20 protein-coding genes are annotated in these 19,037 nt (G+C 69.8%); 11 read left to right on the forward strand and 9 right to left on the reverse strand.

The features are described from left to right. The first annotated feature begins 2 nt into the window (after positions 1-2). From ACFRFC_RS27525 to ACFRFC_RS27545, 5 genes are read left to right on the forward strand one after another with little or no spacing between them, the layout of a single operon-like run. Entirely contained in the window at positions 3-1,004 is a 1,002-nt protein-coding gene (locus ACFRFC_RS27525) for an ABC transporter substrate-binding protein (protein WP_382689421.1), read from the forward strand. Further along, positions 1,001-1,834, forward strand: coding sequence for an ABC transporter permease (locus ACFRFC_RS27530; protein WP_382689419.1), 834 nt, complete (start codon positions 1,001-1,003; stop codon positions 1,832-1,834). The genes ACFRFC_RS27525 and ACFRFC_RS27530 overlap by 4 nt, the downstream gene beginning before the upstream one ends. Beyond that, positions 1,831-2,655 (forward strand): ABC transporter ATP-binding protein, encoded by an 825-nt coding sequence (locus tag ACFRFC_RS27535; protein WP_382689417.1) that lies wholly within the window; start codon positions 1,831-1,833, stop codon positions 2,653-2,655. The genes ACFRFC_RS27530 and ACFRFC_RS27535 overlap by 4 nt, the downstream gene beginning before the upstream one ends. Next, complete coding sequence (locus tag ACFRFC_RS27540) at positions 2,656-3,519, forward strand: ABC transporter substrate-binding protein (RefSeq protein WP_382689415.1); 864 nt, start codon at positions 2,656-2,658, stop codon at positions 3,517-3,519. It begins immediately after the preceding gene. A 49-nt stretch (positions 3,520-3,568) separates the two neighbouring features. Beyond that, positions 3,569-4,642 carry an LLM class flavin-dependent oxidoreductase gene (locus tag ACFRFC_RS27545; protein WP_382689413.1) on the forward strand — a complete coding sequence of 358 codons (1,074 nt, stop codon included), beginning with the start codon at positions 3,569-3,571 and terminating at the stop codon, positions 4,640-4,642. 115 nt (positions 4,643-4,757) lie between these two features. On the opposite strand, the gene ACFRFC_RS27550 is transcribed toward ACFRFC_RS27545, so the two are convergent. Further along, positions 4,758-6,020 carry an MFS transporter gene (locus tag ACFRFC_RS27550; RefSeq protein WP_382689411.1) on the reverse strand — a complete coding sequence of 421 codons (1,263 nt, stop codon included), beginning with the start codon at positions 6,018-6,020 and terminating at the stop codon, positions 4,758-4,760. Between the two features lie 642 nt (positions 6,021-6,662). Here ACFRFC_RS27550 and ACFRFC_RS27555 point away from each other — a divergent pair. Both ACFRFC_RS27555 and ACFRFC_RS27560 read left to right on the forward strand, forming a co-directional pair. After that, complete coding sequence (locus tag ACFRFC_RS27555; protein ID WP_382689409.1) at positions 6,663-7,421, forward strand: FadR/GntR family transcriptional regulator; 759 nt, start codon at positions 6,663-6,665, stop codon at positions 7,419-7,421. Positions 7,422-7,579: 158 nt separating this feature from the next. Continuing rightward, positions 7,580-8,173 (forward strand): DinB family protein, encoded by a 594-nt coding sequence (locus tag ACFRFC_RS27560; RefSeq protein ID WP_382689407.1) that lies wholly within the window; start codon positions 7,580-7,582, stop codon positions 8,171-8,173. Here ACFRFC_RS27560 and ACFRFC_RS27565 read toward each other — a convergent pair. The 7 genes from ACFRFC_RS27565 to ACFRFC_RS27595 all read right to left on the reverse strand — a co-directional run bounded on the left by ACFRFC_RS27565 (position 8,119) and on the right by ACFRFC_RS27595 (position 13,053). Further along, positions 8,119-8,946: a GNAT family N-acetyltransferase gene (locus tag ACFRFC_RS27565; RefSeq protein WP_382689405.1), complete on the reverse strand. Its 828-nt coding sequence runs from the start codon at positions 8,944-8,946 to the stop codon at positions 8,119-8,121. The two genes, ACFRFC_RS27560 and ACFRFC_RS27565, sit on opposite strands and share 55 nt — an antisense overlap. Positions 8,947-8,965: 19 nt before the next feature. Further along, complete coding sequence (locus ACFRFC_RS27570; RefSeq protein WP_382689403.1) at positions 8,966-9,274, reverse strand: nitrile hydratase accessory protein; 309 nt, start codon at positions 9,272-9,274, stop codon at positions 8,966-8,968. A 31-nt stretch (positions 9,275-9,305) separates the two neighbouring features. Continuing rightward, positions 9,306-9,932 carry a nitrile hydratase subunit alpha gene (nthA, locus tag ACFRFC_RS27575; protein WP_382689402.1) on the reverse strand — a complete coding sequence of 209 codons (627 nt, stop codon included), beginning with the start codon at positions 9,930-9,932 and terminating at the stop codon, positions 9,306-9,308. Further along, entirely contained in the window at positions 9,929-10,720 is a 792-nt protein-coding gene (gene nthB, locus ACFRFC_RS27580; protein ID WP_382689400.1) for a nitrile hydratase subunit beta, read from the reverse strand. The genes nthA and nthB overlap by 4 nt, the downstream gene beginning before the upstream one ends. 301 nt (positions 10,721-11,021) lie before the next feature. Continuing rightward, positions 11,022-11,765 (reverse strand): enoyl-CoA hydratase/isomerase family protein, encoded by a 744-nt coding sequence (locus ACFRFC_RS27585; protein WP_382689398.1) that lies wholly within the window; start codon positions 11,763-11,765, stop codon positions 11,022-11,024. After that, positions 11,762-12,076, reverse strand: coding sequence for a Dabb family protein (locus ACFRFC_RS27590; protein ID WP_382689396.1), 315 nt, complete (start codon positions 12,074-12,076; stop codon positions 11,762-11,764). Before ACFRFC_RS27590 ends, ACFRFC_RS27585 begins: the two co-directional genes overlap by 4 nt. Before the next feature lie 14 nt (positions 12,077-12,090). Beyond that, a complete protein-coding gene (locus ACFRFC_RS27595; protein ID WP_382689394.1) occupies positions 12,091-13,053 on the reverse strand; it encodes a cupin domain-containing protein in 963 nt (320 codons plus the stop codon). A 328-nt stretch (positions 13,054-13,381) separates the two neighbouring features. On the opposite strand from ACFRFC_RS27595, the gene ACFRFC_RS27600 reads away from it, so the two are divergent. Beyond that, positions 13,382-14,284: an NAD(P)-dependent oxidoreductase gene (locus tag ACFRFC_RS27600; RefSeq protein ID WP_382689392.1), complete on the forward strand. Its 903-nt coding sequence runs from the start codon at positions 13,382-13,384 to the stop codon at positions 14,282-14,284. 484 nt (positions 14,285-14,768) lie between these two features. Here ACFRFC_RS27600 and ACFRFC_RS27605 read toward each other — a convergent pair whose 3' ends face one another. After that, positions 14,769-15,572, reverse strand: a complete 804-nt coding sequence (locus ACFRFC_RS27605; protein WP_382689390.1) for a FadR/GntR family transcriptional regulator — start codon at positions 15,570-15,572, stop codon at positions 14,769-14,771. Between the two features lie 239 nt (positions 15,573-15,811). Between ACFRFC_RS27605 and ACFRFC_RS27610 the strand changes: the two genes are divergently transcribed. From ACFRFC_RS27610 to ACFRFC_RS27620, 3 genes are all read left to right on the forward strand, one after another. Continuing rightward, the gene (locus ACFRFC_RS27610; protein WP_382689388.1) at positions 15,812-16,657 is read left to right on the forward strand and encodes a 1-deoxy-D-xylulose-5-phosphate synthase N-terminal domain-containing protein; all 846 of its coding nucleotides are present in this window, start codon (positions 15,812-15,814) and stop codon (positions 16,655-16,657) included. Further along, entirely contained in the window at positions 16,650-17,654 is a 1,005-nt protein-coding gene (locus tag ACFRFC_RS27615) for a transketolase family protein (protein ID WP_382689386.1), read from the forward strand. The genes ACFRFC_RS27610 and ACFRFC_RS27615 overlap by 8 nt, the downstream gene beginning before the upstream one ends. An 87-nt stretch (positions 17,655-17,741) precedes the next feature. Further along, complete coding sequence (locus ACFRFC_RS27620; RefSeq protein WP_382689384.1) at positions 17,742-19,028, forward strand: M24 family metallopeptidase; 1,287 nt, start codon at positions 17,742-17,744, stop codon at positions 19,026-19,028. Positions 19,029-19,037 lie beyond the last annotated feature (9 nt).

Raw genomic sequence — 19,037 nt, forward strand, 5'->3', positions numbered from 1 at the left:
CCATGCGCATCCCGACTCCGCTCACCGCCACCCTGGCCCTGCTCACCGGGCTCGCCGTTCTCACTGCCTGCGGTACCGCGCAGAGCGACACCGGATCCGACGCCGCCGCCACCATCACCGTCCGCATCCCCGACCCGGGCAACAGCGGAGTTCTCGCCGTCGGCAAGAAGGACGGCTCGCTCGACAAGGCCCTCGCCAAGGTGAACGCCAAGGTCGCCTGGACCGGCAGCGCCGGACCCTTCGCACCCGCCGCACAGGCCCTCAACGCCGACCAGCTGGACATCGCCACCGGCTCGATCACCTCCGGCGTCACCTCCCTCTCCCAGAACCCCGGCTTCAAGTTCTTCGCCGCCACCGCACCCGACCCGGTCGGCGAGGGCATCCTGGTCAAGAAGGACTCGGGGATCGACACCGTCGAGGACCTGGTCGGCAAGAAGGTCGCCGTCAACAAGGGCGGCACCGGCGAATACCTGCTGCTCAAGGCCCTCGCCGACAAGGGCATTCCGGCCGATGACGTCGAGCGCGTCTATCTTCAGGCCGACCAGACGGCCGCCGTCTTCAACGCCGGCCAGGTCGACGCCTGGGCGGTCTGGGCGACATACTCCGTGGCCGAGCTGGGCCAGGGCGAGGCCCGCTTCCTGGTCGACGGACAGGACATCGGCTCCGACAACTACAGCCTCACCGCCGTACGCACCGACTTCGCCGACCAGCACCCCGAGGTCGTCAAGGCGCTCTACACCTACCTCCACGAGGGCAGCGTCAAGGAGAAGCAGGACCCCGCCGCCTACCTCAATGTCACCACCGACGCCGGACCCCAGGCGCTCACCGGCGAGGCCAAGACCATCGAGATCGAGTTCACCGGCCAGGGCGGCACCGTCGAACCGATCACGGACGCCGACATCACCCGGTTCCAGGACGTCGCCCGCTTCTACGCCGAGCAGAAGGTGACCACCGACGAGATCGACGTCACCGACCATCTTCTCGATGTGACCGAGCTGTCATGACCACCGCCCTCCACGAGAAACCGGCACCCACCGGCCTGGTGACCCCGCGCGCCACCGTCGCCCGGCCCCGCCCCCACCGCTACCGGGCCGTCGTCCGCGCCCTCGGCCCGATCACCCTCGTCGTGCTGTGGTGGGCGGCGTCCGCCACCGGCCTGCTCACCCCCGACGTGCTCGCCCCGCCCTCCGACGTGCTCCGCGCGGTCGGCGAACTGTGGGGCAACGGCCAACTGCCCGACGCTCTCGTCACCTCACTCACCCGCTCCGGCGCCGGCCTGCTCATCGGACTCACCGCCGGTCTCACCCTCGGCGTGATCACCGGCTTCACCCGCCTCGGCGACGAACTCCTCGACTCCTCCCTCCAGACCCTGCGCACCATCCCCTTCCTGTCCCTGGTCCCGCTGTTCATGGTGTGGTTCGGCATCAACGAGATCGCCAAGATCCTGCTGATCGCCGTCGCCACCACCTTCCCCATGTACGTCTCCGCCTCCAGCGGCGTCCGCAGCACCGACGCCAAGCTGGTCGAGGCCATGCGCAGCTTCGGCATGAGCCGCACCGCGATCGTCCGCGAAGTGGTCCTCCCCGGCGCGCTGCCCTCCCTGCTCGCCGGGCTGCGGCTGTCGATGACCCTGAGCGTGATCGCGCTGATCGCCGCCGAGGAGATCAACGCCACCGCGGGCATCGGCTATCTGATGTCCCAGGCCCAGAGCTACGCCCGCACCGACATCCTCATGGTGTGCATCCTCGTCTACGGCCTGCTCGGACTTCTCGCCGACGCGTTCGTACGGCTCCTGGAACGGGTGCTGATGCCCTGGCGGAGGGCGGGCCGATGACCAGTGCCGTCGAAGTCCGTGCCCTCACCAAGACGTTCGGTGACCGGTCCGTGCTGGCCGGACTGGATCTCACCATCGGACGCGGTGAGTTCGTCGCCCTGCTAGGCGCCAGCGGCAGCGGCAAGACCACCCTGCTGCGCATCCTGGGCGCCCTGGACGACGCCGACAGCGGCGAGGTGTGGGTGCCGGAGGCGCGGACCATCGTCTTCCAGGAACCGCGCCTGGTCCCCTCCAAACGTGTACTGGCCAATGTGACCGTCGCCCTGCCCCGGGCACAGGCCGACCGGGGCCGCCGCGCCCTCGCCGAGGTCGGCCTCGACAGCCACACCCGTGCCTGGCCCGCGACCCTGTCGGGCGGCGAGGCCCAGCGCGTCGCCCTGGCCCGCGCGCTGGTCCGCGAACCCGAACTCCTCCTGCTCGACGAACCGTTCGCCGCCCTGGACGCCCTGACCCGGCTGCGGATGCAGGACCTGGTCGGCGAGCTGTGCCGGGTCTACCGGCCCGCCGTCCTGCTGGTCACCCACGACGTGGAGGAGGCCGTACGCCTCGCCGACCGCGTCTGCGTCCTGCGCGACGGACACCTCGTCACCGACGAACCCGTCGACATCCCCCGCCCCCGCGACCCCGGAGACCCCGGCGTCGCCGCCCTCCGCCGCCGCCTCCTGACCGACCTGGGCGTACCACCCACTACATCGCCACCCACTACATCTCCGGGCACGACCTCTTCGGGCACGCGGCACCCGCTCACGAAGTCACCGGCGAGCAACACCTCAACCGTCCCCACTTCCACCCCCACCCCCATCCCCAATGGAGTGATCTGAATGACCATCACCATCGGCGTCCACAACAGCAACCCCACCCTCTACTACCTCTCCCGCCTCGATCACGCCGCCGAGGAACTCGCCACCGTGGGTGAGACCGTCGCCTTCCACACGTACACCAACGGCGTCCGCACCGGACAGCTCCTCACCGAAGGTGTCATCGACTTCGGCGGCACCGGGTCCACCCCGCCCGTCACCGCCCAGGCCGCGGGCCACGACCTCGTCTACACCGCCGTCTCCGCCCCGCGCCCCGACCACGGCGCGATCCTGGTCACCCAGGACAGCCCGGTGCAGACGGTCGCCGACCTCAAGGGCGGCACCTTGCACCTGGCGATCGGCTCCTGGCAGACCCATCTGGTGGCCAAGGCACTGGACGACGCCGGACTCTCCTACGCCACCGACATCACGGCCGCACGCGCCAACGAGGACAGCGAGAAGCTGCTGCGGGACGGCGCCATCACCGCCTGGGTCATCCAAGGACCCCAGCTCGCCGCCGCCCTGCGCACCGGAGGCGTCCGCGTCCTGGTCCGCACCGGCGATGTCATCACCAACCGCTCCGTCTTCTTCACCCGGCGCGACCTCGCCGAGCAGCGCCCCGAGGTGGTCGCCGCCCTGCTGCGTGCCCTGCGCCGGGCCGACGCCTGGGCAAAGGCCCACCCGCGCGAGGCCGCCGCGATCGCCGCCGACCACCAGGGCGGCACCGCCGACGACTGGGAGACCGCGCTGCGCGATCTGCCCTGGCGCGTCGAGGACGTGACCGAGGAGTTCCTCGCCGAACAGCAGCAGGCCGCCGACATCTTCGCCCGCACCGGCTTCATCGAGCGCCCCGTCACGGTCGCCGACGCCGTCGCGCGCCGCGACTGACCCGACAGCGACCGACCGGAAGAGCGACCGACCGGAAGAGACACCACCCATGCCCTCCGAAGTACTGTGGTACATCATCCCGCGCGAAGGCGCCTATCCCTGGGAACCCGAGGGCCGCCGCCCGGTCGACCTCGGCTATCTCCAGCAACTCGCGGCAACGGTCGAACGGCTGGGATTCAGCGGCGCCCTGCTCGCCACCGACCTCCATGACGTATGGCCGCTCGGCAGCGCCCTGGCCGCCGCCACCGGCCCCGGCTTCCAGCCGCTGCTGGCCGTCCACCCCGGACTGATCGCGCCCACCCTCCTGGCCAAGATGGCCCTCACCTTCGACACCCTCTTCGGCCCCCGGCTGCGCTTCAACGTCGTCAACGGCTCCACGAAGACCCTGCGCGAGTACGGTCTGAACGTCGAGCACGACGAACGCTACGACCTGAGCGCCGAGTACTGGTCCCTGGTCAAACGCCTCACCGCGGGCGAGGTCTTCGACCACAAGGGCCGCTTCTACGACCTGAAGGGCGCCGGAGCCTCCTTCCGCGACCTCAGGCCCGTGCAGACACCCCACGTCCCCCTGTGGTTCGGCGGCTCCTCACCGGCCGGCATCGAGATGGCCGCCCAGCATGTCGACGTCTACCTCACCTGGGGCGAACCACCCCACCTGCTGAAGGAGAAACTCGACCGCGTCCGCGAACGCGCCGCCGCCCACGGCCGCACCCTGCGCATCGGACTGCGCCTGCACCTGATCGTCCGCGACACCGAGGACCAGGCATGGGCCGCGGCCGACCGCCTCCTCGACGTCACCAGCGAAGCCACCTACACCCGCCAGCTCGGCGACCGGTCGGGCGAGGACGGCGTCGGCTGGCAGCGCCAGTTCCGCCAGCACGGCGGCCGGGTCCCCGCCCACGCCCGCGAACTGGAGACCCACCCCAACCTCTGGCCCGGCATGAGCCTGTTCCGGCCCGGACCCGGCACCGCGGTGGTCGGCTCCGCCGCCCAGGTCGTGGACCGCCTCAAGGAGTACGAGGCACTGGGCGTCGACACCTTCATCCTCTCCGCGAACCCCTTGCTGGAGGAGGCGTACCGGGTGGCGGAGACGGTACTGCCCGCCTTGGGCGTACGGCCCTGAGCGGGGCGGGGGCGGCGCCGTCCCGTGCGTGGGGGCGCCCCGGAGACACGGCTACCCGGAGGCGGCCGCCGACCCCACCACCGCCGTGACCGGCCTGCTCACCGCAGGAAGGTCGCTAAGCCGGCCCGCCCGCTGACCGGTCCCTGCGGGCGAATGCCAGCACGCATATGGCCAGCAGCGGGAGAAGGGTGACCTGCCACAGCCCTGCTCCGCTCCAGCCGATCGCGTTCACCAGGGCGGCGAACAGCAGTCCGGAGAAGGCAGCGAAGGTGTAGTAGCTGGTGATGAAGAGCCCGGCGGCACGTCCCACCTGGTCGGGCCGGACCGCGCGCTGGATCGCGCTGTTGTGGTTCGTGTAGAGGGTGCCGACTCCGAAGAGCCCCATCAGAAAGGCGAACAGACACTCCCAGCCCACGGACACCTGTGTCTGGTAGACGAGCAGACTCGTCGCCGACAGCGCGACGTAGGTGGTGATCAGCAGTTTGCGCTGGTCGATACGGTCCCCGAGCCAGCCGGACAGTGGCGCCAGCATCCCGCCGAAGCCCACGAAGCTCGTGGCCAGTGCCGCCTGCGTGGAGGTGTAGTCCAACTCGCTGATCAGGTAGGTCGGGTAGAGGCCGAGGAACCCGTAGATGACCACGCCGCTCACGGCGGCGCTGGTGGCCAGGGCGAGACTGTCTCGGTTGTAGGGCGAGGCGGGCAGTTGCCGGTGATCCGTGGCGACGGCCGTGCGGTCCTCGGCCCGCTCGGTGAGGCTGCGGCTGACTCCGATGAGGGCGATCACCGTGATGACGAGACCCGCGACCCCCAGCACGATGAAGGGTGCCCGCCAGGAGCCGAGGGAGTTCTCCAACTGGACGCCGACCAGCGGACCGATGAAGGTACCGAGCCCGTAGGCCGTGGCCGTGCAGCCCAGCGCGAAGGTACGGCGCTTGACGAAGAACGTGCCCACGGCCGCGAACAGGGCGGCGGACTGCATGCCTTCACCGAAGCCCGAGATGACCCGGTAGACAGCCATGTCGGCGAAGCCGGCGGAGACGGGCGTGGCGAGCGTGCCGAGTGAGTAGATCACGATGCTCACCAGCAGGACCGTCTTGCGGCTCAAGCGGTCCATCAGATACCCCGTGGGCAGCCCGGCGAGCGCCATGCCGAGGGTGAATCCGGTCGCGAGGGTGCCGCCCGCGGCCAGGGAGAAGCCGTACTCCTCACGGATGCTCGGCAGGACGGGGGCGAAGACCTGCCGGTCGACGGCGTTGAGCAGGAAGGAGAGGAGGAGAATCAGCGAGCCGGTCACGACGGTGCGCAGGGGCAGGTCGTGTTGAGTCGTTCCGGCGGCGGAGGGCCTGCTGGGCGCAGACGCCGGTCTGGCAAAGGACATGAGCGGTCTCCTGTCGGCTGCGACCGCGGGTGAGTGCGGCCGGGCGTTGACGGATACGAAGAGGTCGGGCGGGGAAACGGCGCACCGGGAACAGCCGACGATCACCGTGCGAAGGCGCAGTGCGGCGTGGCCGGCCACGGTTGCGGGTCTGCGGCACAGACTGCGCGAGGGGGGCGACGGTCGCCCTGACGTGAGGCCAGGCGCTGAACGCGGCCTGCGTCGGCAGCCCCTCTGGGCGTACGAATCCTCCTGTTCCTGGTCGGCCGTCCCACGCATGCCCGGAGGTCTGCCCGGACTGGTGATCGTCCGCCGGGTGTGCTCGCCACGTCGGGCGAAGGACGGTGCAGCGATGCGGCCAAGGATCTACGGTCCTCTGGGCCTAGGCGTCTATGCGTCTATGTGGCTTGGCCACATGGCCGCCTGTTCTGGGAGTGTGGCGGTGCCGACATCCGCATGTCAAGGAGTCGTAAGGGGCGAATCGCGGGCGGCGCGCGAGGGTCTGGTTGACGACCGGAACCGAGGAACTGAGGAACGGGGGAGCATCATGCGGCAAAATGGTCTAGCCGCAGGTTGTGGAACGAGAAGAGGCTGAGCGTGGCGAAGGAATCCGAGGGCAGTGGCCGGGCGGGTAGGCGTCGTGCCATGCCGGAGCTGAATGTGGCCGAGCTGGAACCGGTCCGGGTGGAGCGGCTGGCCGACGAGGTGGCGGGCCAGATCCGCCGGCTGATCATCAAGCAGAACTTGCAGACCGGCGCGCGCCTGCCCTCTGAGCGCGATCTGGCGGCTTTGCTGCACACCAGTCGGCCGACGGTGAGCCAGGCACTGCGTCTGCTGGCCTTCATGGGACTGGTGGAGATCAGGCCGGGATCCGGTGCCTATGTGCTGCGCAACCCCGCGTCCCTGATGACGGCCGGACTTGAGCTGATGATCGACCTGGAGCCCGATGCCGCGGTCCATCTGGCCGACCTGCGGTACTGGCTGGAGACCGTCGCGATCCAGCGGGCCGTGCAGACCGGGGTGTCCGAACAGGCACTGGCGGCGGTCGAGGAGGCTCTGGAGCGGCTTGAACAGGCCCGTCGGCCATCGGCCTGGATCGCTGCGGACACGCTCTTCCACATCGCTGTCGTGGAGGTCGCGGGCAACCCCTACCTCGCCTCCCTCTTCGAGGGTGTGCACTCGTCGCTGATGTCGCTGACCTACTCCGAGTGGGTCGAGCGGGGCGAGAGTCCGCCGTGGGCGAGCGGGGAGAACTCGGAGGCTCAGCGCGCGCTGCACAAGAACATCGCCGTTGCGCTGCGAGGAGGCGACCCGGACGCGATCCACACGGCCCTCGCCGCCCACCAGCGGGCCTTGCTGGAGCACATGGGCGAGGACCCGGAGCGGGCCGCGGGCCTGATGTAGCCGGGGACGGGGCGGGATGGGGCGGCTGGTCGGATCATGCAGCCCTTGAGCTATCAGGTCAGGGGGGCGGCGATGGCCAGGCTCCGGCTCTGCCGGTCGTTGCGGACCACGTACGGGAATCTTGAGACCACGAACAGCCCATGGAAGGTTCATGCCGCATGATCGATGAGTTCGATGAGTTCGCGAAGGACAACCTGCATGGGAGACTGCGGCGGGACCGCGAGGCGCTGCTCTGGAAACTCGACGGCTTGTCCGAGTACGACGCCCGCCGGCCTTTGACAGCGACTGGGACCAACCTCCTCGGCCTGGTCAAGCACGTGGCCATCGTCGAGGCCAGATACTTCGGCGAGGTCTTCGACCGCCCTTCCCCACAGCCGCTGCCCCGGTGGCAGGACTCCGACGGCAGTGATCTGTGGGCGACCGAGGACGAGAACCGCGATCAGATCATCGGGTTCTACCGGCGCACGTGGGAGCACTCGGACGCGACGATCAACGAGCTTGCCCTCGACACCCCCGGCCATGTGCCGTGGTGGCCGGAGCCTTCTCCCAATACGAACCTGTTCGCCATCATGGTGCATGTCCTCGGCGAGTCCATCCGGCATGCCGGGCACGCCGATATCCTGCGCGAGGGCCTCGACGGCCGGACCGGGTTGCGCGCCGAGTACGAGCAGCCGATCGACGAGGAAGCGCGTGCAGCCTACTGCGCGAAGATCGAACAGGCCGCCAGATCGGCCGCACCAGTCAAGGCTTGAGCCCCTTTCTCCGGTGCGAAGCAGTTGAAATAGAAGACGGTTTCAAATCCCATGCGGGCCCAGAGCGGTGCACCCATCGCTGACGCCTGGCAGGAGCACGTTGCGCAACCGCGAGACCGCGCCTCAAGGAGGGCAGCCGTGAAGAGCCGGGGTGCGATACCGCGGCCACGCGCGGACGGGACCGTGCCGAGGAAGTACGCGGCGCAGTCCAGCCCCCGGTCCGACGCCACGTCGATGGTGAGGAGCGCGCATACCGGAGCGCCGTCCAAGCGGGCCTGGTAGACCCGCAGGTGCGGGGTATCGGGCTTCTGGCCGAAGGCGCGCGCCAACGCAGGGCGGTCATAGGCGGCGGCGCTTATCCGGCCGAACATCGACAGGTCCGTGTTCGATAAGTAGTCGAGATCGCCGACCGGGCGCGGGTCGAAGGCCGACAGGTCGAGGAGGATGGCCCGAGCGCGCTTCTGCGATCGATATCCCATAGCCTCAAGACTCTTCGCGACGGTGTGTTCGGATTCGGGAACATACACCGACCACTGCTGGATGCCGACCGCCTGATACATGCCGGCGATATGGGGAAGCCGGGGGACGAGTGCGTCACGCGCGGTGTGCGCGACGAAGTTCACGCCCTTTTCGTCGATCGCCGCCGGGACGATGCAGGCGGACACACCGGGGGCGTCGAAGGTCGCTCCCCCCACCGACGTACTGCCCAGCACGCGGGCGAGCGCACGCAGTCCACGCCCGTGGATCGCGCCGGCCCATTCGGGGCTGTTCATTTCAGGATGCACTCGCCCTTCAGCGCAGGTCGCTCTCAACGATCAGGCCATGGTCGAGGAGGACACGCTCCAGCGCGGTGAGCCAGTGCTCGTAGTACCGCCAGTCGCCCTGCTCGGCCGTGGGGCTGGTCTCCCAGGTGCCGATGGCGGCGATCAGGCGTTGCTGGAACGCGTCCCACGGATAGTGGCCGAACTCCGAGAGGGCGACGGCGACGCCGAACGCCCGACGCTGCCAGTCGGCGTCGAAGGTGGGGGCATGGGTGTCGGTGACACAGCTTTCGTGCAGGGGGGTGGTGATGACCGGGCGGACGGTGACGGGCGTGTCCATGAGGGCTGCCTTCCGAGGGGGCCGGGGTGGGTCAGGCGGCGGCGGGGGACGGGACCTCGGCGACGCCGATCATCGCCTCCGTGGTGATCAGCGCGGCGAGTTCCGCCTCGGTCATGCCGTCGGTGCCGGCGGGCCGCCGGGGGATGACGAACCAGCGGGAGTGGCCGCTGCTGTCCCAGACCCGCAGTTCGACGGACGGGTCGAGGTCCAGCCCCATCTCCCGGAGTACCGCGCGGGGTTCGCGGGCGGCTCGGGCGCGGAAGGTCGGGTCCTTGTACCAGTAGGGCGGCAGGCCGAGCACCGGCCAGGGGAAACAGGAGCACAGAGTGCAGATGATCAGGTTGTGCACGCCGGGGGTGTTGGCGACCGCCTGAAGGTGCTCACCCTCGGCCCCGTCCATGCCGATGGGCAGATCGAGTTCCGCGATGGCGGCCGGGGTGTCGGTGACGAGCCGTTCCGCGAAGGCCGGGTCCGTCCACGCGCGAGCCACGATGGTGGCGCCGTTGAGCGGGGTCATGTCGGTCTCGAAGTAGCCGAGCACCTTGTCCACGGTGGCGTCCGTGATCACCCCCTTCTCGATGAGCAGGGCCTCCAGCGCACGCACCCGGGCGGCGTTGCGGGCCTCACGGTCCTCGGGATGGTCGAACTGCACGGTCACTTCGGTTCCTCCGGATGCTCCTGGTCGCGGGCGGGGGCGGCAGCGGTCCCGGTGGCGGGCGTCAGATACGCCTGGTACAGCTCGCCGTAGAGCACAGCGCCCGGTTCGGCGAGGTCACCCCATACGCTGGCCGGTTCGAAACGGACGGCGTAGACGGGCATGGGCGCGCCGATGCCGTCGGCGCCCGTGGAGCAGAAGTAGCCGTAGTCGCCCTCGAAGACCCGCTCCACGGTGCCGGTCCGGCCGCGCAGATTGCCGGGCAGCCGGGTGTGCTCGGTCGGCGGTACGTCCCTGACGGTGACCAGGTCCCCGACGGCGAATGACGGGGAGCGGGCCGGGCCTCGGCGAGGGGAGTCACCCTCGCGCAGATAGCGCAGCACCTGGGCGTCGACGCGTACGTCCCCGCCCCCGGGCAGTTCCTCGTCCGGATCGCGGAGGTAGGCATCCGTACGCGCCTCCAATTCCTCGGCGGTGAGATAGCCCTCGGCCAGGAAGTGATCGGCGATGCCGCCGAGCCATTTCTCGTAGTAGCGGTACTGGAAGTAGGCGAACGGGTGCATGGCTTCGGCACCCTTGCGTAGATCCGCCCAGGTCCAGGCGGAGGAGAAGGAGGTGGGCACGTCCTCGACGGGATAGCCCGGAAGGGCGTCGCGCAGATGGGCGCTCAGGCCCATCATGGCGACATGTATGCCGAAGATCCGCCGCTCCCAGTCCTCGGCGAAGACACGGCGGTCGAAGGTGACGGGGCCGAGATTCTCCAGGCCGCCCAAGTGATGTTGCAGCTTCATGCGTGCCGTAGTCGCCTTTCACTGATCAACTGATCAACTCACGTGTTTCACGCAGACTTCCGGAAGGGCGGGTTCGAGGGTGGGTGTGGTTGTGGGTGTGGGTGTCCACCTTCCCGCCGGGCGGGGGGCGGGCCAACCGCAGTAGCGGACAGGAGGGCCACGATTCCGGACAGGGAGGTCGCGGGAGTCAGGTGCGAGGCCACGGATCCCCTCATGGGGGAGGGGAGAGGAAGAACAGGACGACTAGCTCAGTGCGGGTTCACCATGACCCGGAACCCGAGCACCACCAGCCCGCCGGTGGCTATCCGTTGTCGGAGTTCCTGGGATCGGCAAGCGTGACGAACGCTTCCGCCCCGGCCCGGAGTGCGTCGCGGTACGGCAGGTTGAGTGCTTGGTGGAGCGCAGGGCGTCCCACCGCCGTCGCGCTGCCCGCGGCGGTGACCGCCCGGGCGAGGGCAGCGGCTCGCTGGTCGAGTTCGGCGGGGGTCACTGTCTCGTGCACGATGCCGAAGTGGGCGGCCCGCTCCGCCGACAGCGGCACGCCGGTCAGCACGTTCGCCATCAGTACGGGGAACGGGGTGCGCCGTGCCGCGGCGACCTGTGCGACCACCGGCCAGGTCCCGAACCGCGCCTCGATCGTGCCGATCCGCGCGTCATGGACGGCGATGGCGATGTCCGCGCTGCACATCAGGCCGAAGCCCCCGGCGAGCGCGTCGCCGTTGACCGCCGCGATGACCGGGGTCACCAGGTCCGGGAACACGCCGAACAGGTCGACCAGCGCGTCCGCGAACTCGTGCAGGACATCAGCCGCGAGAACGGCCGGAAGGTCGGCTCCGCCGCAGAAGACGCCGTCGGACCCGGTGAGCACGATGGCACGCACCTCAGGGTCGGCGTCGGCGTCGGTCAGGGCGCGGTGCAGCGCCCGGGTCAGCTCCAGGTCGAGCTTGTTGCCGGGCGGGCGCCGCAGGGTCAGCCATGTGGTGGCGCCCGCCCGGCTGATGCCCAGGGATGTGCCGCCGTCGGCGCCCTCCTGCCCGGATGTCATGGGTGCCGTCCTTCGTGGGAGGGGTAGTCCACCGCGAACCGGTCGTCGCACAGCCGGTCGAGTTCGCTCAGCAGCCTCTGGTGGGCCGGGTGGTTCCAGTACGGGCCGCGCAGGGCCTCTTCACCGGTCAGCCGGACGAAGCAGCCATGGGTGTAGCCCTGCTTGAGTCCCGAGGGGTTGGTGTTCTCGCCCCAGGTCAGTTCCCGGACGCAGTCCAGGTCGGCGATGTGCGCGCAGAAGGCGCGCAGGGCGTCCGACAGGGCCGGGCCGTTGCCGTCGAGAGGGCGGAACACCACGTAGTGATCGAGCATGTCTCTCTGCCTCCTCAGCAGTGTTCGGCCTGGTAGCGGTCCCAGTCCGCGGGCCAGCGGTAGCTGTGCTGCTGCGGCGGTACCGGGGCCTGGGTCTCGATCCATCGCACGCGCCCGCCCTCGGTGTTGTAGCAGGCGTGCGTGGTGCCGACCCCGGCCCAGGCGACATCGCCGGGACGGAAGTGGTGGACCTCGCCGCCGAGTTCGAAGTCCGTCTCGCCCTTGAGGAAGAAGTACGCCTCCTCGAAGGGGTGGTCGTGGTTCTGGGCCGCGCCGCCGACCTCGTAGTCGACCATGAACATGGTCAGCAGATGGGCGCCCCGTTCCTTGTCGACCAGCATCTTCACGCTGATGCCGCTGTAGGCCAGGAGCGCGGTGTTCATACCGGCCGAGGCGCGACCCTGGGCCGGGCTGGAGACGGCCGTGTCGAGGTGACCGGGTTCGGTCCCTTCGTAGTGGCCGACCAGGCGCAGTGTGGGATCGGCGAAGTCCGGCGGTGCGGCGGCAGCCGTGCGGTCGGGGGCGCCTGCGGGGAAGAAGGTGTCGCTGCGCCCGGACTCGCGGCGCAGTGTCACGGGGCTGCTGACGTCCATCCACCGCGCCTCCGAAGAGGAGCGGTTCGCGACGGCGTGCAGTGCCCCGAGCGGGATGAAGGCGAAGTCGCCCGGCCGCAGCAGGTAGGCGCGCTCCTCGATCTGGAGGGCGAACTCGCCGGTCAGGACGTAGAGGGCCTGCTCGTAGCTGTTGACATGCGGTTGGATTCTGCCGCCCGGCGCCAGCCGGCCGATCCCCAGGTCGGTGTGCGTGGTCCCGATGTCCGGGTTGAGCAGGGCGAGCCGGTCGAATCCGTCGGCGCGTGTGGCGAGCGCCCACGGCGTGGCGGCGTGCGACCAGTCCTGGCGGACCACCGCGCTGGGCCCGTTCGCGCCGCCCGGGGGGACGGTGCGGCCATGACCCGGTTGGGTCAGCGCTGTCATGGATGAACCTCCTTGTTCCGTCCCGCGGCGATGCCCCGGGGACTCAAGGGCGGGCGGCAGCGGGAGGGCCCGCGGTGTCCCCGCGTCCGCTCGCCCGTTATCCGGTCATCTGGCTTAGCCGCTTTAAGTATCACGAGCGAGGTCGGGTATGGCAAGAACGGTGGAAGCCCTGAGTGCGTGTTGCATCCGGTACAACCTGAGCGTCTGGAGCGTCTCTGGTGCGGCGGCTTGGCCACATGACCAGTTGTTGACATCGGTTCGAGCGCGGTGTGAGACTCGGCGCCGGGGCCCGACCGAAGCCGACATCTCCTCACGAAGTGGTGACGGAATGAACGAACAGACTGATGTCCAAGGCCGTGAGCTGGGTTTCATCGGACTTGGCAGGCTTGGCGCCCCGATCGCGGGCAACCTCAGGGCCGATGGCCACCGGGTGACCGGTTTCGACCGCTTTCCCCAGGCGGTGGCCGATGCGGCACGCCGTGGTGTGGATGCCGCGGACTCCGCCGCCGGTGTCGGACGGGTCAGCGGCGTGGTGTTCACCTGCGTGCGGACTGCGGAGGATCTCACCGAGGCGCTCAGCGGGCCGGACGGCCTGCTCGCCGGACTGCCGAAGGGCTCCGTGGTGCTGGACCTCAGCACGGTCTCGCCGACGGCGTCCGCCGGACACGCTCAGCTGGTCGAGGAAGCGGGGTGCGCGTTCCTCCGCGTGGCGGTCAGCGGCAGCGCACCGGCCGCCGAGTCACGGCAGATCAGTTTCCTGTGCTCGGGACCGCGTACCGCGTACGAGCGGGTAGCGCCCTTGCTGGAGTCGGTGGGGCGCGGGCACGTCTACCTGGGCCCGGCCGATGAGGCACGGTCCGTCAAGATCGCGATCAACATGCTGGTGGGTGTCGGCATGGCAGCACTGGTGGAGGCCGTCGCGCTGGCCGAACGGCTGGGCATCGACCGGGGCAGGTTCCTGCACGCCGTGGAGCGCAGTGCGGTGGGATCGCCGTTCGTGACGGCGAAGGCGACCGCACTGGCGGAACGGGACTACAGCCCGACCGCGTCTCTCGCCCTCATGCTCAAGGACCTCGACCTGGCGCTCGCGGCCGGAGAGAGCGTCGACCAGTCGCTGCCGGTCACGGAACTCGCCCGGCAGATGTACGCCGAGTGCCGTGAACGCGGCTGGGACGAGCGCGACTTCGCCTGCGTGGCCGAGCTGTACGAGCGGGAGGGCGGGCCGGCGTAGACGGTGGCACCCGGGGTGCCGGCGCCGGGCCGGTCTTCCGGGCGGCCATCGTGGCCGGGAAGTTCCACGGCGCGACCGGCACTCCGCGAGGCGCCACCGTTCGCGCACACGCCCGTGGCCGGGAAGTTCCACGGCGCGACCGGCACCGACACCCCGTCCGGCTGGCGCAGCACCAGGATCTTGCCGCGCCGCCGGACGGGCCATGCGGGCGCCAGGTCAGCAGAGGGCGCAGGTGGGAGGGGCTGTGCTGGACGATGGCCGCCGAGCGACACCGGCGTCTTCGCTGCGCGGGCCGGACGGTGCTCCGCCCCGGCGCGACCCGGGAAGAGAGGGCGGGCGCGGTGAGGAGCTGGCCGCTTCGCGAATGCGGACGACCGGCCAAGCCTGTTGGCTTACGACGCGCCTCGCTGCGCTGACGTGTCAAGCCCCGGAGTATGCCCCAGTGGCGCCGCGCGGCACCCCACTACAGCGACCCGACCCGAAGTCACGACCGGCGGTCCCTCGCGGCCTCACCCATGTGATCGACCAGCGCCTGCTGGTGGGCGGCGAGAGCTGCTTCGGTCGCGAGCGGATCCTGGGCGCGCAGCGCCCGCGCGATGTCCCGGTGCAGCAGGCACTGCACGTCACGGACGCTGCCGCCCGCCCACGGCGGACTCTCGCCCCGCTTGATCCATTCCGAGTAGGTCATCGACATCAGTGACGAGTGGACGCTCTCGAAGATCGACGCGAGATACGGATTGCCCGCGGTTCCCACCACGGCGAGATGGAACAGCGTGTCCGCGGCGATCCAGGCCGCAGGGGTGCGGCTCCGCTCCAGGTGCTCCAGGGCCTCGTCGACCGACGCCAGCGCCTCTTCGCTGACCCCGCCGCGCAGCACGTGCTGGGTCGCGACCGTCTCCAGCCAGTGGCGCAGGTTCGCCAGATGGCCGGCGGCGCCCGGTTCCATGTCGAGCATCAGGTCCAGTCCCGCGGCCATCAGCGACGCGGGATTGCGCAGCACGTAGGCCCCGGAACCGGGGCGGATCTCCACCAGCCCCATGAAAGCCAGGTGACGCAGGGCCTGACTCACGGTGGGCCGGCTCGTCCGTAGAAGTCCTGACAGGTCCCGCTCCGAGGGCAGCCGGGCACCGGCCTGAAGGTTCTGGTCGATGATCAGCCGACGGATCTGGCCGGCCACCTCGTCGGCCAGCCGCTCCACCCGGACAGGCTGCAACTGCGCCACGTCCAGCTCGTGCCCGCGGCGGCGTCCTCCCGGCGCTGTGACGTTGTGCCCCGTCTCCCTGTCCACAGTGGGATCCCCTTCTCGTCGGTCACCTGGCCTGACCATTTTGCCGCATGCCGGGTCGTCGCCGGATGCCCGTGGTCGCCGACCCTGCTCCCCAGCCAGTCCCCATGGGTTGACACAGGCGGGCGACGGACGGACCATCTATCTGGCTAAGCCGCATGACCACATTGCCACCACTGCCACATTGCCACTCACGCAGTAGCGCCCCTTACCGCACTGCCACTTCTCCCACGGAGGTCACGATGGGCACCACACAGACCCGGGCAGCACCGGAGCCGTCCTGGACGGTCGGCAGCGTGGAGCGGCTCGCCACCGCCATCCGGCTGCGCGCCGTGCAGATGGTCGCGCCGATGGGTTTCGGCTACCTCGGCCAGGCCCTGTCGGCCGCGGAACAGGTGGCCGCCATGTTCGCCCGGGCCAGGCCCGGCCAGGACCGCATGGTGTGCTCCCCGGGCCACTACGTGATCGCCCCCTACGCCGCCATGGTCGAACTGGGACTGCTGGACGAGTCGGCACTGGAGACCTACGGGCAGGACGGCTCGCCGGTGGAGGCCATCGGCACCGAGCGCTCGCCGCTGCTCGACTACACCTGCGGCTCACTCGGGCAGGGACTCTCGGCCGCCGCCGGATTCGCCCTGGGCGACCGCATGCACGGCAGTGACGCCCACACCTACGCCCTGATCAGCGACGGCGAGATGGAGGAAGGGCAACTGTGGGAGGCGGCCGTCTTCGCCGCCCATCACCGCCTGGGCGCTCTGAACGTCCTCCTGGACGCCAACAACTCGCAGGTCGACGGCCCGGTGGACGCCATCACGACACTGGAGCCGATGGCGGCCAAGTGGGCGGCGTTCGGCTGGCAGGTGACGGAGGTGGACGGACACGACGCCGCCGCGGTCACCGCGGCACTGACCGTCGCCGAGTCGGAGACCGAGCGGCCCAGCGTCCTGATCTGCCGGACCTCCACCGTTCACGGCCTGGACTGTCTGCCGGAGGACGCGGACGGCCACTTCATCAAGCTGCCGCCGGCCCTCGCCGATGCCGCTCTCGCCGAACTCACCGCCCGCCGGGAGGCGAACTCCTGTGTTTGAGCCGCCGTTCAAAACCGTCCTCAAGCCCTACGGGCAGGCCCTGGTGGAACTGGCCGCCACCCGGCCCGACGTACTGTGCCTGTCCGGAGACCTCACCAAGCAGTGCGAGATCGACCTGTTCCAGGAGAAGATCCCGGAGCGGTTCATCCACGCCGGGATGGCCGAGGCGAACATGATGTCCATGGCCGGAGCACTGGCCCGCCAGGGATTCCTCCCGTTCGTCCACACCTTCGGCGTCTTCGCGACCCGGCGCCCGTTCGATCAGATCGCCAACGCCATCGCCTACCCCAACCTGCCCGTGCGCATCGTCGGCTTCATGCCGGGACTGTCCTCACCCGGCGGCCCGAGCCACCAGGCGATCGACGACGTGGCCCTCATGCGGGCGCTGCCCAACATGACCGTCATCGATGTCGCCGACGCCCAGCAGACCCGCTCCGTGCTGCCCGCCGTCGTCGACCACCCCGGCCCCGTCTACCTGCGCCTCAAACGCGGTGAGATCCCCACCATCTTCGAGCCGGACCGCCCCTTCTCCCTCCAGCACGCGGAGGTGCTCGGCACCGGTGACGAAGTACTGCTGATCTCCAGCGGCATGATGCTCCCCGCCACCTTGCAGGCCGCCGCGACCCTGCGCGAAGCGGGCATCGCGACAGCCGTGCTGAACGTGCCGGTCATCAAACCCCTCGACCGCGACGGCATCCTGCGTGCCGCCGGGTCGGTGGACGCGATCGTCACCGTCGAGAACCACAGCGTCATCGGGGGACTCGGCTCGGCCGTCGCCGAAGCAGTCGCCGAGGCGGGACTGGGCGTCCCACTGCGCCGCATCGGCGTCCCCGACACCTTCGCCGAGGGCGCCCGCCGCGCACCCTACCTGTTCGAGAAGTACGGACTCACCACCCAGCACATCCTGGACGCCGCCTGGTCCGCACTCGGCCGCGGCGGGACCGCACCCCGGGCACGTGCCATCGCCGCCGAAGACGGCGAGTACGCCCCCGTATAGCTGCCCGACCGACCCGCCCCTGACCGCATGACCCCTGCACTTTCTGACCTCTGCCCGCCCGGTATGCGCCCCAAGGAGATCCCTCTCATGACCGCATCCACCATCGCTTCCCCCGGCGCCGTTCTCGGCGTCGACTGGGAGGAGCGCGTCAACTTCGACCGGCTGCGCACCGAACGGCTGGCCCGCGCCCGTGCCGCCCTGGAAGCCTCGGACCTCGGCGCGCTCGTGCTGTTCGACATGAATAACATCCGCTACACCACCGCCACGCACATCGGGAACTGGGCCCGCGACAAGCTGTTCCGCTGCGCACTGCTCATGCGCGGCCACGACCCCATCCTGTGGGACATCGGCTCCGCGGCCCGCCAGCACAAGGCGCACGCCACCTGGATCCCTGAGGAGAACTGGCGGGCGGGCATCTCCAGCTGGCGCGGATCCATCCCGGAGAGCGTCGGAGTCGAAGCGGGCAACGCCCAGCGCATAGCCGACCTGCTGCGGGACAACGGACTCGCGGGCGAGCCGGTCGGCGTCGACGTCGTCGAGATCCCCGTCCTGCGCGCCCTGGAGCGTACGGGCCTGCACATCGTCAACGGCCAGGAACTGATGCAACAGGCCCGCCGCATCAAGACCGCCGACGAGATCGCACTGCTCGACCACGCCGCCGGCATGGTCGATGCCGCCTACGACGAGCTGTACCGGTTCCTGACCGTCGGCACCCGCGAGAACGACGCGGTCGCCCTGGTCAACCGGGTGCTGTACGAGCGTGGGTCGGAGGAGGTCGAAGCAGTCAACGCCATTTCCGGTGAACGATGCAGCCCCCACCCGCATGTCTTCAGCGACCGCATGACCCGGCCCGGCGACACGGCCTACTTCGACATCATCCACTCGTTCAACGGCTACCGGACGTGTTACTACCGGACCATGAACGTCGGCGGATCCAACGCCCAGCAGCGCGACGCCTACAAACGCGCCCGCGCGGCGATCGACGAGGCCATCGCCGCCGTACGCCCGGGTGCCACCAGCGCGGATGTGGCACGCGCCCTGCCGAGCGCCGCCGACCTGGGCTACGCCAGCGAAGAAGAGGCGTTCGGCCTCCAGTACTGCCACGGCGTCGGCCTGTCGGTGTGGGAGCAGCCGCTGATCAGCCGCTACCACTCACTGGAGCACCCGGTACCGATCGAGGAGGGCATGGTGTTCGCGCTGGAGACCTACTGGCCCACCAAGGACGGCTCGTCCGCGGCGCGCATCGAGGAGGAGGTCGTCGTCACGGCCGACGGCCCCCGCGTCATCACCCGCTTCCCGGCCCATGAACTCCTCGTCGCGGGCACCCGCTACTGGAACGGCGTCGACTTCTCCGTCAACCCGGCCGACCGATGACAAGGACCA

The sequence above is a fragment of the Streptomyces sp. NPDC056734 genome (assembly GCF_042790455.1).
In the GTDB taxonomy this organism is placed as follows: domain Bacteria; phylum Actinomycetota; class Actinomycetes; order Streptomycetales; family Streptomycetaceae; genus Streptomyces.